Raw genomic sequence first — 14,357 nt, forward strand, 5'->3', positions numbered from 1 at the left:
GGCAAGCCGGGCTTCTACAGGGTTATGAGGCGATCAGTTGACGCAGTACGTAATGCAGAATCCCGCCCGACTTGAAGTATTCCACCTCATTGAGCGTATCGATCCGGCACAACACCTCCACCTTCTCGCTACTGCCATCCTCCCGCGTGATCACCAGCGTCAGGTTCATGCGTGGCACGATCTCCACGTCGTTCAGACCGAGAATGTCGATCTTCTCCTTGCCGGTGAGCTTGAGCGACTTGCGGTTCTGATCCAGCTTGAACTGCAGCGGCAGCACGCCCATGCCCACCAGGTTGGAGCGGTGGATCCGCTCGAAACTCTCGGCGATCACCGCCTTGACGCCCAGCAGGTTGGTGCCCTTGGCTGCCCAGTCGCGGCTGGAGCCGGTGCCATATTCCTGGCCGGCCACCACCACCAGCGGTGTGCCCGACGCCTGGTATTTCATCGACGCATCGTAGATCGGCATTTTCTCGCCAGTAGGGATGTACAGCGTATTGCCGCCTTCTTCGCCGCCGAGCATTTCATTGCGGATACGGATATTGGCAAAGGTGCCACGCATCATCACTTCATGGTTGCCCCGGCGTGAGCCGTAGGAGTTGAAGTCGCGCGGTTCCACGCCTTGTTCACGCAGGTAGCGACCGGCGGGGCTGTCGGTCTTGATATTGCCGGCCGGGGAGATGTGGTCGGTGGTCACCGAGTCGCCCAGCAGCGCCAGCACGTTGGCGCCTTTGACGTCCTTGATGACCGGCAGTTGGCCTGCAATATCGTCGAAGAATGGCGGGTGCTGAATGTAGGTCGAGTCTTTCTGCCACACGTAGGTGGCGGCCTGTGGCACTTCAATGGCTTGCCACTGCTCGTCACCGGCGAATACCTCGGCGTATTCCTTGTGGAACATGCCGGTGCTGACCTGGGCCACGGCATCCGCGATTTCCTTGCTGCTCGGCCAGATGTCCTTGAGGTACACCGGCTTGCCATCCTGATCGTTACCCAGCGGTTCACTGCTGATATCGATGCGCACGGTACCCGCCAAGGCATACGCCACCACCAGCGGCGGTGAAGCCAGCCAGTTGGTTTTCACCAGTGGGTGCACGCGGCCTTCGAAGTTGCGGTTACCCGACAGCACAGACGCCACTGCAAGGTCGGCCCTCTGGATGGCTTTTTCGATCGGCTCGGGCAGCGGGCCGGAGTTGCCGATGCAGGTGGTGCAGCCGTAACCCACCAAATCAAAGCCGAGCTTGTCCAGATACTGGGTGAGGCCCGCCGCTTTGTAGTAGTCGGTAACCACTTTGGAGCCTGGCGCCAGAGAGGTTTTAACCCACGGCTTGCGTGTCAGGCCTTTTTCCACGGCCTTTTTCGCCACCAGCCCGGCCGCCATCATCACGCTGGGGTTGGAGGTGTTGGTGCAGGACGTGATCGCGGCGATCACCACCGCGCCGTTTTTCAGGCGATAGGTCTGGCCGTCGTATTCATAGTCGGTTTCGCCCACCAGGTCGGCATTGCCCACGGCAACCCCGCCACCGCCTTCGCTTTCCAGGCGGCCCTCTTCTTTGTTGGTGGGTTTGAATTGCAGGTCGAGGAAGTCGCTGAAGGCTTGGCCGACATTCGGTAGCGCCACACGGTCCTGCGGGCGTTTCGGCCCGGCCAGGCTGGCTTCCACGCTACCCATGTCCAGGGCCAGGCTGTCGGTGAACACCGGCTCCTGGCCCGCGTTGCGCCACAAGCCCTGGGCTTTGGTGTAAGCCTCGACCAGCTTCACGGTTTCTGTGGGACGGCCGGAGAGGCGCAGGTAGTCCAGTGTCACCTCATCCACCGGGAAAAAGCCGCAGGTGGCGCCGTATTCCGGCGCCATGTTGGCGATGGTGGCGCGGTCGGCCAACGGCAGGTCGGCCAAGCCGTCGCCGTAGAACTCGACGAATTTACCCACCACGCCTTTCTTGCGCAGCATCTGGGTCACGGTCAGCACCAAGTCAGTGGCGGTGATGCCTTCCTTCAATTTGCCGGTGAGCTTGAAGCCGATCACTTCCGGGATCAGCATCGACACCGGTTGGCCGAGCATCGCCGCTTCCGCTTCGATCCCGCCCACGCCCCAGCCGAGTACGCCCAGGCCGTTGATCATGGTGGTGTGGGAGTCAGTGCCGACCAAGGTGTCGGGGAAGGCGTAAGTGCGACCGTCTTCGTCCTTGGTCCACACGGTGCGGCCGAGGTATTCGAGGTTGACCTGATGGCAGATGCCGGTGCCCGGTGGCACCACACTGAAGTTGTCAAAGGCGCTCTGGCCCCAGCGCAGGAAGGCGTAGCGTTCGCCGTTGCGCTGCATTTCGATGTCGACGTTCTGCTCAAAGGCGTCGGCGTTGCCGAACTTGTCGACCATCACCGAGTGGTCAATTACCAGGTCCACGGGCGATAGCGGGTTGATGCGCTGCGGATCGCCCCCGGCCTTGGCCACGGCGGCGCGCATGGCGGCCAGGTCGACCACGGCGGGGACGCCGGTAAAGTCTTGCATCAACACGCGGGCGGGGCGGTACTGGATCTCACGGTCGGACTGGCGTTCCTTGAGCCAGGCGGCAATGGCCTTGAGGTCGGCGCCGGTGACGGTCTTGTTGTCTTCCCAGCGCAGCAGGTTTTCCAGCAGCACCTTCAGTGACATCGGTAGCTTGTCCAGGTCACCCAGGCTCTTGGCGGCTTCGGGCAGGCTGAAGTAGTGGTAGGTTTTACTGTCTATTTCAAGGGTCTTAAGGGTTCTCAGGCTATCAAGCGATGACATGACACGACTCCTTATGGTCCGCACGGCTACGGACCTGACGGGACGAACAGAGCTATCAACTTAGCCCTGTTTTCATTAGCAGGCTAATAACTGGACTCTATCGTTAAGTCCAAGGTTCCGAACTCCGTTATCATGCGCGGGTTTTCATGACAGGCATTGCGACAGCGCAACGTCAGTTGATTCACTTGGAGAGTTGATGAACACCCTTTTTATGCACTGCCGCCCGGGTTTTGAAGGCGAAGTCTGTTCCGAGATCGCGGACCTCGCCGCGCGCCTGAACGTTTCCGGCTACGCGAAGGCCAAGACCGGCAGCGCCTGCGCCGAGTTTGTCTGCACCGAAGAAGACGGCGCCCAGCGCCTGATGCACGGCCAGCGCTTTGCCGAGCTGATCTTTCCTCGGCAGTGGGCGCGCGGGGTGTTCATCGACTTGCCGGAAACGGACCGCATCAGCGTGATCCTCGCCCACCTGCGCGAATTCCCGGTGTGCGGCAGCCTGTGGCTGGAGATGGTCGACACCAACGACGGCAAGGAACTGTCCAACTTCTGCAAGAAATTCGAAGTGCACCTGCGCAAAGCCCTGCTGAACGCCGGCAAACTGGTGGACGACCCGAGCAAGCCGCGCCTGCTGCTGACCTTCAAGAGTGGCCGCGAAGTGTTCATGGGCCTGGCCGAGTCGAACAACTCGGCAATGTGGCCGATGGGTATTCCGCGTTTGAAATTTCCCCGCGAAGCGCCCAGCCGTTCGACCCTCAAGCTGGAAGAGGCCTGGCACCACTTCATCCCCCGCGACCAGTGGGACGAGCGCCTGCACGGCGACATGACGGGCGTCGACCTTGGCGCAGCGCCCGGCGGCTGGACCTGGCAACTGGTCAACCGTGGCATGCTGGTGACCGCCATCGATAACGGCCCGATGGCCGAAAGCCTGATGGACACTGGCTTGGTGCAGCACTTGATGGCCGACGGTTTCACCTTCGTGCCCAAGCAGCCGGTGGACTGGATGGTCTGCGACATCGTCGAAAAACCGGCGCGTAACGCCGCGCTGCTGGAAACCTGGATCGGCGAGGGGCATTGCCGCGAGGCGGTGGTGAACCTGAAGCTGCCGATGAAACAGCGCTACGCCGAAGTGAAGCGCCTGCTGGAACGCATCGAAGACGGTTTCAAAGCGCGCGGCATCCGCGTGGAGATCGGCTGCAAGCAGCTGTACCACGACCGAGAGGAAGTGACCTGCCACCTGCGTCGGTTGGTGGATGTGAAGAAAACCAAGGCCCGGTAGACTGGCGGCCAGTTCCAGGAGTAGATCATGAGCGATATTTTCGACACCGCCGTCGACGGCACCCTAGATGCAACAGGCCTGAATTGCCCAGAGCCCGTGATGATGCTGCACCAGCACATCCGTGACCTGCCGCCAGGCGGCTTGCTCAAGGTGATCGCGACCGACCCGTCCACGCGCCGCGATATTCCCAAGTTCTGCGTGTTCCTTGACCACGAACTGGTGGGTCAGCAGGAGCAGGCCGGCACGTACCTGTACTGGATCCGCAAAAAAGCCGACTGATCACTCGATGTACTGTAGGCGCGAGCTTGCTCGCGAAAATCCTCAAGGATAATGCAGCGCACCTGGGTTAACGCGGCGCTCTCGGGTTTTTCGCGAGCAAGCTCGCTCCTACAGGTGTGCCTTGTCGGCGCGAATGCGCCGGCGTGCACTGCGCGCCAGGCGTACCAGCAACATCCCCGCCGCACAGCTCAGTCCCACGATCAGCCCTTGCCACAAGCCGCTTGGGCCGCTCGGCTCGCCGAGCCAATTCGTCAGCCCCAGGGCGTAACCCACCGGCAGGCCAACGCCCCAATAGGCGAACAAGGTCAGTACCATCGTCACTCGGGTGTCCTGGTAACCACGCAGTGCGCCAGCCGCCGTGACCTGGATCGAGTCGGAAAACTGGAACAGTGCCGAGAACACGATCAGCGTCGAAGCCAAGTGAATGACCACCGGGTCCGGCGTATAGATCGCCGCAATCTGCTCGCGAAACAGCAACATCAGGCTGCAGGACAGGCAGGCGTAGGCCAGCGCCGTGCCCATGCCCACCCCTGCGGCGAAGCGTGCTTCACGCGGTTCCCCACGTCCCAGCGCCTGGCCCACGCGTACCGTTACGGCCATGCTCAGGGAGTAGGGGATCATGAACACCAGGGAGCTGACGTTCAGCGCGATCTGATGACCGGACACCACCGTGGCTCCCAAGCTGCCCAGCAGTAGGGCAATCACCGCAAAAATGCTCGACTCGGCAAAGATCGCCACGCCAATCGGCAGGCCAATGCCCAGCACGCGCTTGATCACCGCCCATTGTGGCCAGTCGAAACGCTTGAACAGTTCGCTGCTCTGGTAGGCCGGCCCCCAGCGGGTCCAGCCGGCCAGGCCAAGCATCATCACCCACATCGAAATGGCCGTCGCCCAACCGCAACCTACGCCGCCCATGGCCGGCAGGCCGAGGTGACCGTAGATGAAGATGTAGTTCAGCGGGATATTCAGCGCCAGGCCGCACAGGCCCATGACCATGCTTGGCAGCGTACGGCCCAGGCCGTCACTGAAGCAGCGCAGCACGTAATAGAACGCAATGGCCGGCATACCGGCGGCGATGCCATGCAAGTAACCCATGGTGGGCGCGATCAGGTCCGGCTCAACCTTCATTGCATGCAGGATCGGCTCGGCGCAGAGCAGTAGCAGTGAGCCGATGATGCCGACCACCAAGGCCAGCCACAGTGACTGACGCACCAGTGGTCCGATCTCGCTGTACTGGCCCGCACCGAAGCGTTGGGCAACTTTCGGCGTGGTGGCCAGCAGCGTACCGCTCATCAGCAGGTAGACCGGAATCCAGATCGAGTTGCCCAGGCCCACCGCCGCCAAGTCTTGGGGACTGACGCGGCCGGCCATCACCGCATCGACAAAACTCATCGCAGTAGTGGCCAGTTGGCCGACCATGATCGGCAGGGCGAGCGTCAGCAGGCCGCCGACTTCCCGGCTGATGCGGGCGGGGCGGCTGAGGGTGGCAGAGGCAGTGTTCACGTACAGGTGTCCAATCAAGGGATGCGCAAGGACCGCGGATTCTACGCTTTGACGCATTGGTCAGGAAAAATCCTGTGTTAGGGATTTGTAAGCGCGGGTCGTGATCCCTGTACACTGCGGGTCCGCGAAAGGAGCCTGCCATGTTGATTGTTGCCGACGAAAATATTCCGCTGCTCGATGCATTCTTCCAGGGATTTGGCGAGATCCGCCGGGTGCCCGGCCGTTCCATCGACCGCGCCACAGTCGAGCAGGCTGACGTGTTGCTGGTGCGCTCGGTGACCAACGTTAACCGTGCGCTGCTGGAGGGGACGAACGTGCGTTTCGTCGGCACTTGCACCATCGGCACCGATCACCTGGACCTCGACTACTTCAAGCAGGCCGGCGTCCAGTGGTCCAGCGCCCCCGGCTGCAATGCCCGTGGCGTGGTGGATTATGTGCTGGGCAGCCTGATGACCCTGGCTGAAATCGAAGGTGCCGACCTCACTCAGCGCACCTATGGCGTGGTTGGAGCCGGCGAAGTGGGCGGGCGGCTGGTCAAGGTACTCAAGGGCCTGGGCTGGAACGTGCTGGTGTGTGACCCGCCACGGCAGATTGCCGAAGACGGCGATTACGTCAGCCTGGAGCAGATCATCGAGCAATGCGATGTGATCAGCCTGCACACGCCGTTGACCAAGTCCGGCAATGGCTCCACCTGGCACCTGTTCGACCGCGAGCGGCTCAACCAGCTCAAGCCCGGCACTTGGCTGATCAACGCCAGCCGTGGCCCGGTGGTGGACAACGCCGCCCTGCGCGAGGTGTTGCTGGCGCGCGAAGACCTGCAAGCGGTGCTGGATGTGTGGGAGGGCGAACCTGAAGTGGACGTGGACCTTGCCGACCTGTGCGTGCTGGCCACGCCGCATATCGCTGGTTACAGCCTGGATGGCAAACAGCGCGGCACGGCGCAGATCTATCAGGCGTTCTGCGTGCACCTGGGGCAGGAACCGAGTATTCAGTTGAGTGATTTGCTGCCGCCGCCGTGGTTGGCCGAGGTGCAGTTGAACGCGTCCACCGACCCGGCCTGGGCGCTGGCGACCCTGTGCCGCAGCGTGTACGACCCGCGCCGGGATGATGCGGACTTCCGGCGGAGCCTGGTAGGAACGGTGGAAGAACAGCGCAGGGCGTTTGACCTGCTGCGCAAGAACTACCCGGAGCGCCGTGAGATTGATGGCTTGAAGGTGCGCATCAACGGTGAATCGGCGGTGCTATCGAACATCGTCGGCGCATTGGGCGCTGTGAGCGTTTAGACCGCAGTAAAAAACCCGGCCACCTGGGCCGGGTTTGCAAGAGCGTCGGCGCTTCAGCCTTGCTGGGCAGGCTTGACCAGTTTTTCGTCCAGTTCGCGGCAGGCTTGCTGGATCATCTCTTCGGTAATCTGCACTTCGCGGCCTTTGGCGTCGATGTACGAGCAAGGCAACTGCTGCGGTTGGCGGATCACTTCAATCTTGGCATCGCTGCTGTTCTGCAAGGTCATGGCCTGTCTCCTCATCAGGTTGTTTACCTAGTTTGCTTCTTTACTCTAAGCCGCCCGAGTGACCACGCTGTTACAACTCCCTGCAAGATCACCGGTTCGAATACCCAGTCCACCAGAAACCGCCTCGGATTTCCAGCCAGGGGTTAGACCGATAGCCTCTAGGGATAGGTATCGGCGGGCATAATTAACCTGACTCATTGTTATTTGCCCAAGTTCCCCCAATGTTGAGGACAGGTTCCTCACTGGTGATGCCCTCCATGTTCTCAGTCCGTCAACGCCGCGCGATCCGCCTGGCCAGCCGCTTCATCGCGCCCTACCGCTGGCACGCGCTCGGCGCCCTGTTGGCGCTGATCGTCACGGCCGGTATCACCTTGTCCATGGGGCAGGGCATTCGCCTGCTGGTGGACCAGGGGTTCATGACTCAATCCCCACACTTGCTCAACCAGTCCATCGGCCTGTTCATGATCCTCGTACTGGGCCTGGCAGTGGGCACGTTTGCACGGTTCTACTTGGTGTCGTGGATCGGCGAGCGGGTGGTGGCGGACATCCGTCGGCAAGTGTTCAACCATCTGATCTACCTGCATCCGGGCTTCTATGAAAATAATCGCAGCTCGGAAATCCAGTCACGTTTGACCACTGATACCACCTTGCTGCAATCGGTGATCGGCTCGTCGTTGTCGCTGTTCCTGCGCAACGCGCTGATGGTCATAGGGGGCATCGTGTTGCTGTTTGTGACCAACCCCAAGCTCACCAGCATCGTGGTGGTGGCATTGCCGCTGGTGTTGGCGCCGATCCTCATCTTCGGCCGCCGGGTGCGCAGTTTATCGCGGCAAAGCCAGGACCGTATCGCCGATGTGGGCAGCTATGTGTCCGAGACCCTCGGCCAGATCAAGACCGTGCAGGCCTACAACCATCAGGTGCAGGACGAGCAGCGTTTCGCCGTGACCGTGGAAGACGCCTTCACCACCGCGCGCAAACGCATCACCCAGCGCGCCTGGTTGATTACCCTGGTGATCATGCTGGTGCTCGGCGCCGTGGGTGTGATGCTGTGGGTGGGCGGCATGGATGTGATCAGCGGGCGCATATCCGGCGGCGAGCTGGCGGCGTTCGTGTTCTACAGCCTGATTGTCGGCAGTGCGGTCGGCACCCTGAGCGAAGTGCTCGGTGAGTTGCAACGCGCCGCCGGGGCCGCCGAGCGGATCGGCGAGTTGTTGCAGTCGAGCAACGAAATCCAGGCGCCCGCCGCCGGGACGGTGCAACTGCCTGAGCGGGTCAGCGGCCGCATGGAACTGCAAAACCTGCGGTTTTCCTACCCTTCACGGCCCGATAGCTATGCTGTCGACGGCCTGAACCTGACCATCAATCCCGGTGAAACCCTGGCGTTGGTGGGCCCATCCGGCGCGGGCAAATCGACGATTTTCGACCTGTTGCTGCGCTTCTACGATCCCCAGCAAGGCTGCATCCTGCTCGAAGGCCATCCGCTGACCGAACTCGACCCTATGGACCTGCGCCGCCACTTCGCCCTAGTGTCCCAGAGTCCGGCGCTGTTCTTCGGCAGCGTCGAAGACAACATCCGCTACGGCAACCCGACCGCCACTCGGGAACAGGTCGAAGCCGCCGCCCGCATTGCCCACGCCCATGACTTCATCCTGCAAATGCCCGACGGCTACCAGACTCACTTGGGCGACGGCGGCATGGGCCTCTCCGGCGGCCAACGCCAACGCCTGGCCATCGCCCGCGCGCTGCTGGTGGACGCGCCGATCCTGCTGCTCGACGAAGCTACCAGCGCCCTCGATGCCCAGAGTGAACACCTGATCCAGCAAGCGCTGCCGCAGTTGATGCAAGGGCGCACTACCCTGGTGATCGCCCATCGGCTGGCCACGGTGAAGAACGCTGATCGCATTGCGGTGATGGACCAGGGTAAGTTGGTGGCGATCGGGACGCATCAACAGTTGATTGCGAGCAATGCGTTGTATGCGCGATTGGCGGCGTTGCAGTTCAGTGATGGGGTGGAGGTCGCGAACAGCGAGGTCTAGGCAAGTTACCAAGCATTGTTGAGGGTTGCTGAGGGGGCTTCTGTGGTGAGCGGGCTTGCCCCGCGCTGGAGTGCGAAGCACTCCCAATTCAGTCGTCACGGTGTAGGTGTAGCCGAAAAATTGTGATATCCGGTTTTGGGGCTGCTACGCAGCCCAGCGCGGGACAAGCCCGCTCACCACAGAAAGCTAGCTGACCACCGCAGGCCCGCTTGCTATAGGGTTTTCAATCCCCTGGAGCAGGGGGACCTTCGGGCTAGGCCTTACTGATCATCAAAATACCGCTCATGCCAATCCACCAGCGGCTGGGGTGAATTGAGTTTCTGCCCGTAGATCACCGAATAAGACAGCACGTTCTGCACATACTGGCGGGTTTCGTCGAACGGGATGCTTTCAACCCACACATCGAAACTCAGGTGGTCTGCGCCGCGCAGCCACTGGCGTACACGGCCGGGGCCGGCGTTGTAGGCGGCGGAGGCGAGTACGCGGTTGCCGTTGAACTGGCTGTGCACCTGGCTCAGGTAGGCGGCGCCGAGCTGGATGTTCTTGTCCGGGTCCAGCACCTGGGCCGGGGAGGCCAGGGGGATGCTGAACTTGCGCGCGGTTTCCTTGGCGGTGCCGGGCATCAGTTGCATCAGGCCGCTGGCACCGACGCCGGAGCGGGCGTCGTCCATGAAGGCGCTTTCCTGGCGAGTGATGGCGAACACCCAGCTGGAATGCAGGCCGCGCACCTTGGCTTCACGCACCAAGGTGTCGCGGTGCGCCATTGGGAAGCGGATGTCCAGGTCGTCCCAGTATTGCGCCTGGCTGATGGTGCGGATCGCCGGGAAGTACCACTTCATGTCGTAGGCCAATCGGGCCTGGGCGACCATCTCGTCACGGTTGAAGTGACGGCTGACGTGGTACCACTCGCGACGGCCATCCACTACCTGGCCACGGGCATAGAATTCCAGCGCACGGCGCACGCCAGGGGTGTTGCGCACCTTGTTGACCAGTGCCTGGCTCATCAGCAGCGGCTTGTTCTTCAGCTGGTACGGGGCTTTGGAACGATCTGCCGCAAGGAAACCGTAGAAGTCACGCTCTTGCGCCAGGTTTTTGTATAGGACCAGCGCTTGCGGGTTCTTAGGTTCTGCCAGTTCCAAGCTGCGGGCCTGCCAGTAGCGCCAGCGGTTGGTGGTCGCCAAGTCCTGTGGGAGTTTGCGGGTCAACTGGTACGCATCTTCCCAGCGCGCCAGGCGCAGCAGCAAGCGCAGGCGCCATTCGGAGACGGTGTTGTCACGCAGTTCAGGGTCGTACTTGGTCATCACCTCTAGGGCGCGCGGCTCATAGCGCTTGGCCAGGGTGAGGCCGATTTCGCGGGCGATCGACACTTTTTCGTCACGCGAGAAGTGCATGCTGCTGGCGTAGCCGTCGAGCAGGGCCATGGCCTTGTCCGGATCCTGGCGTGCCAGGCGACGCAAGCCGAGGCCCACGGCGTCAGACATGGCCTCAGTGGCCGGCAGGAAGCGTGACGGGTCGCTGAGCATGTCGGGCTTCTGCGCCACGTCCACCATCAAGCGACCTTGGGCGCCGAGGGTGGGCAGGGTTTTCACCAGGCTGTTGGCCAGGGCGTAGTTGCGCGCTTCGGCGGCGAGCTTGGCGCGGTCCCAGATCTTCTGTTCGGTGAGTTGGCCGCCTGCCGCCCACTGGCCGAAGGTGACATCGCAGGCCGCCGGTTGGGACTTGCCAGTCATCCAGAGTTTTTCGGCGGTCTTATAGCCTTCCGCCTTCAAGTTGTGGGTGAGCTGGTACTGGCCATGCAGGCAGTCCAGCTCAACGAAATTAAGCTTGGCGTCGTAGTACTTTTCAAAGGTCTGCCAGTCACCACGCTCGGCCAGCCAGCGCAACCAGCGCAGTTTCATCCAGTTGGCCTGGGGCAGGTCGCCGTTTTTGGCGAGGAACTGCTCGATTTCCTGGTTGCTCGCGGTTTTCAGGCGTGCCGTCAGTTCGTCATAGGCCAGGTACGGTGTCAGCGGGTAATCGGCCAGGGCTTGGCTGTATTGCATGTACGGGCCGGTGTCGCCTTTGGCCAGGGCGCGTTTGGCTTCATCGTAATATTGACGTTGGGTGGTGAGGTCCACGGCCTGGGCGGATTGAACGGCGGTGGCGGAAAGAAGCAGACAAGATAAAAAGTTGAAAAGGCGACTGCGCATGAGACGTCCGTGCAGAGAAATCACGACTAGCATCGGCACCGCCGACACTGATTGCCCCTAGCTTAGCCTTTTGCCCGACGCAGACGAAAGCTTTGCCGGGCGGTTCGTTCAAGTTCGTAGCAAATGTCCTACAGAACGTGTCGGCAGCGAAAATGCCAGCCGCATCCCACCCCTAACTCAGGTAGAATGCGCGCCCAGTTTTTGGAGAAGCGTATGACCCTGCTCAAATTCAGCGATGTGTCCCTTGCTTTCGGCGCTATGCCGTTGTTGGACAAGGTGTCCTGGCAGATCGCCCGTGGTGAGCGGGTGTGCATCATCGGCCGCAACGGCACCGGCAAATCCAGCATGATGAAGCTGGTCAAAGGCGATCAGAAGCCTGATGACGGCTCTGTATGGCGCGCGCCGGGCCTCAAGATCGGCGAATTGCCGCAAGAATTGCCCGTGGCCGACGGACGGACTGTGTTCGACGTGGTTGCCGAAGGCCTCGACGGCGTCGGCGCACTGCTCGCCGAATATCATCACCTGGCGCAAAATTGCGTCACCGAAGACGACCTGAACAAACTGATGCACGTTCAGCAAGACCTCGAAGCCCGCGATGGCTGGCGCTTGCAGCAACTGGTCGACAGCACCTTGAGCCGCCTGCAACTGCCGGCCGACAAGACCCTCGCCGAGTTGTCCGGTGGCTGGCGTCGTCGCGTGCTGCTGGCCCAGGCCCTGGTGTCCGAGCCGGATCTGCTACTGCTCGACGAACCCACCAACCACTTGGACATCGGCGCGATTGCCTGGCTGGAAGAGGCCCTCAAGGAATTCCAGGGCGCCGTGCTGTTCATCACGCACGACCGTTCCTTCCTGCAAAACCTGGCGACCCGCATCCTTGAACTGGATCGTGGCGGCTTGATCGACTGGAACGGCGACTACGCCAGCTTCCTGGTGCACAAGGAAGCTGCGCTGGCCGCCGAAGAAACCGCCAACGCGCTGTTCGACAAGAAGCTGGCCCAGGAAGAAGTCTGGATCCGCCAGGGCATCAAGGCCCGCCGCACCCGTAACGAAGGCCGCGTACGCGCACTGAAAGCCCTGCGTGTCGAGCGCAGCGAACGCCGCGAGCGCACCGGCAAGGCGAATATCCAGCTGGACACCGCCGACAAGTCGGGCAAGCAAGTAATGGTGCTGGAGAACGTCAGCTTCCATCACCCGGACGGCCCGTTCCTGATCAAGGACTTCTCCATGGTCCTGCAGCGCGGCGACCGTATCGGCCTGCTGGGCGCCAACGGCACCGGCAAGACCACCTTGCTCAAGCTGATGCTCAGCGGCCTGCAGCCGACCAGCGGCACCGTGGAAGAGGGCACGCGCATCGACGTGGCTTACTTCGACCAGCTGCGCCACCAGTTGGACCTGGAAAAGACCGTGATCGACAACGTCGCCGAAGGCCGCGACTTTATCGACATCGATGGCCAGAGCCGCCACGTGCTCAGCTACCTGGGCGATTTCCTGTTCAGCCCGCAGCGTGCGCGTACGCCGGTGAAAGCCTTGTCCGGTGGCGAGCGTGCGCGCCTGCTGCTGGCCAAGCTGTTCAGCAAGCCGGCCAACCTGCTGGTGCTCGATGAACCGACCAACGACCTTGACGTAGAAACGCTCGAACTGCTGGAAGAAGTGCTGCTGACCTTCAACGGTACCGTGCTGATGGTGAGTCACGACCGGGCATTCCTCGACAACGTGGTCACCAGCACCCTGGTCTTCGAAGGTGAAGGCAAGGTGCGTGAATACGTCGGTGGTTACCAGGACTGGCTGCGCCAGGGCGGCTCGCCGCGCCTGCTGGGCGTGACCGAGAGCAAATCCGGCAAGGCCGACTTGAACTCGGCCGTGGTGGCTCCGGTGGCGGCTGCTGCGCCGGTTGCAGAGGCGGCGCCAGTGGGCAAGAAGAAGCTCAGCTATAAGCTGCAGCGTGAACTGGAAGCCTTGCCGGGTGATATCGAGGCCAAGGAACAGCAGATTAAGACGGTAGAAGCGGACATGGCTGACGCGGGTTTCTACCTGCGTCCGGCGGCGGAAACCGCCAAGGTGATTGCCTCCCTGGAGAAACTGAACCAGGAGCTGGAAGTGCTGGTTGAGCGTTGGGCTGAGCTGGATGCCTGAGTGATTCCAGTGCATTAAAAAACCCGGTGTTCATCTGATGAACACCGGGTTTTTTATAGGAACCTGTAGGAGCCGGCTTGCCGGCGATTGCATTCTGTCAGGCCATACATCTGGCGGCTGACAGTCCGCTATCGCTGGCAAGCCAGCTCCTACAAGGGGTTATGCGTTTTTGACCAGCTTCACGGCCAGCACATCGCACGGCGCACCGTGCAGCACATCATTGGCTGTAGAACCCAGCAACAACGCCAAGCCGTGACGACCATGGCTACCCACCACGATCAAGTCGCAAGACTTTTCCTTGGCCAGGTGGTGGATTTCCTGGCGCGGTTGGCCGTACGTCAGGAGGCAGTCTTCCCTTTTCAGGTGCGGGTATTTGAGAATCAAACGGTCCAGGCGCTCCTTGGCCTGGTCAAATTGTTGTTGCTGCAACTGGGAAAGGTCCATGGGCACGTCGCCACCAAAGGCCATGGCCATGGGCTCGACGATATGCACCAGCGACAGTCTGGCGCCATTGGCCAATGCAGATTCCTGCGCGCGCTTGATCACCGGATCGCACTCTTCGGTCAGATCGACAGCGACCAGAATATGTTGGTAGGGCATGAGGCGTTCCTCCAAGGGACTGCAATATGTTCAGTATGGCTGCTTTCAAGCGGATGGGGTTGCGTCAGGT

Annotated in this window: 10 protein-coding genes; 5 read left to right on the forward strand and 5 right to left on the reverse strand. The window is 61.6% G+C overall.

Annotated elements, in window-relative coordinates:
* Positions 1–22: 22 nt before the first annotated feature.
* The gene (gene acnA / locus RB216_RS07530; RefSeq protein WP_308908479.1) at positions 23–2,764 is read right to left on the reverse strand and encodes an aconitate hydratase AcnA; all 2,742 of its coding nucleotides are present in this window, start codon (positions 2,762–2,764) and stop codon (positions 23–25) included.
* Positions 2,765–2,960: 196 nt separating this feature from the next.
* On the opposite strand from acnA, the gene rlmM reads away from it, so the two are divergent.
* Both rlmM and tusA read left to right on the forward strand, forming a co-directional pair.
* Complete coding sequence (rlmM, locus tag RB216_RS07535; RefSeq protein ID WP_016975248.1) at positions 2,961–4,037, forward strand: 23S rRNA (cytidine(2498)-2'-O)-methyltransferase RlmM; 1,077 nt, start codon at positions 2,961–2,963, stop codon at positions 4,035–4,037.
* A 27-nt stretch (positions 4,038–4,064) separates the two neighbouring features.
* Positions 4,065–4,316: a sulfurtransferase TusA gene (gene tusA / locus RB216_RS07540; RefSeq protein ID WP_236321204.1), complete on the forward strand. Its 252-nt coding sequence runs from the start codon at positions 4,065–4,067 to the stop codon at positions 4,314–4,316.
* A 108-nt stretch (positions 4,317–4,424) separates the two neighbouring features.
* Here tusA and RB216_RS07545 read toward each other — a convergent pair whose 3' ends face one another.
* Entirely contained in the window at positions 4,425–5,819 is a 1,395-nt protein-coding gene (locus RB216_RS07545) for an MATE family efflux transporter (RefSeq protein WP_068934879.1), read from the reverse strand.
* Positions 5,820–5,959: 140 nt separating this feature from the next.
* Between RB216_RS07545 and pdxB the strand changes: the two genes are divergently transcribed.
* Positions 5,960–7,102, forward strand: a complete 1,143-nt coding sequence (gene pdxB, locus RB216_RS07550; protein WP_236321208.1) for a 4-phosphoerythronate dehydrogenase PdxB — start codon at positions 5,960–5,962, stop codon at positions 7,100–7,102.
* A 53-nt stretch (positions 7,103–7,155) separates the two neighbouring features.
* Here pdxB and RB216_RS07555 read toward each other — a convergent pair whose 3' ends face one another.
* Positions 7,156–7,329, reverse strand: coding sequence for a PA1571 family protein (locus tag RB216_RS07555; protein WP_028619410.1), 174 nt, complete (start codon positions 7,327–7,329; stop codon positions 7,156–7,158).
* Positions 7,330–7,577: 248 nt separating this feature from the next.
* On the opposite strand from RB216_RS07555, the gene RB216_RS07560 reads away from it, so the two are divergent.
* Positions 7,578–9,365: an ABC transporter transmembrane domain-containing protein gene (locus tag RB216_RS07560; RefSeq protein ID WP_161634134.1), complete on the forward strand. Its 1,788-nt coding sequence runs from the start codon at positions 7,578–7,580 to the stop codon at positions 9,363–9,365.
* A 260-nt stretch (positions 9,366–9,625) separates the two neighbouring features.
* Here RB216_RS07560 and RB216_RS07565 read toward each other — a convergent pair whose 3' ends face one another.
* Positions 9,626–11,554 carry a transglycosylase SLT domain-containing protein gene (locus tag RB216_RS07565; protein ID WP_308908481.1) on the reverse strand — a complete coding sequence of 643 codons (1,929 nt, stop codon included), beginning with the start codon at positions 11,552–11,554 and terminating at the stop codon, positions 9,626–9,628.
* 213 nt (positions 11,555–11,767) lie between these two features.
* Between RB216_RS07565 and RB216_RS07570 the strand changes: the two genes are divergently transcribed.
* A complete protein-coding gene (locus tag RB216_RS07570; protein ID WP_028619413.1) occupies positions 11,768–13,687 on the forward strand; it encodes an ATP-binding cassette domain-containing protein in 1,920 nt (639 codons plus the stop codon).
* A gap of 159 nt (positions 13,688–13,846) precedes the next feature.
* Here RB216_RS07570 and RB216_RS07575 read toward each other — a convergent pair whose 3' ends face one another.
* A complete protein-coding gene (locus RB216_RS07575; protein WP_068934870.1) occupies positions 13,847–14,287 on the reverse strand; it encodes a universal stress protein in 441 nt (146 codons plus the stop codon).
* Positions 14,288–14,357: the final 70 nt, after the last annotated feature.

Origin of the sequence: Pseudomonas canadensis (assembly GCF_030980095.1) — a bacterium.
GTDB classification, from domain to species: Bacteria; Pseudomonadota; Gammaproteobacteria; order Pseudomonadales; family Pseudomonadaceae; genus Aquipseudomonas; species Aquipseudomonas canadensis.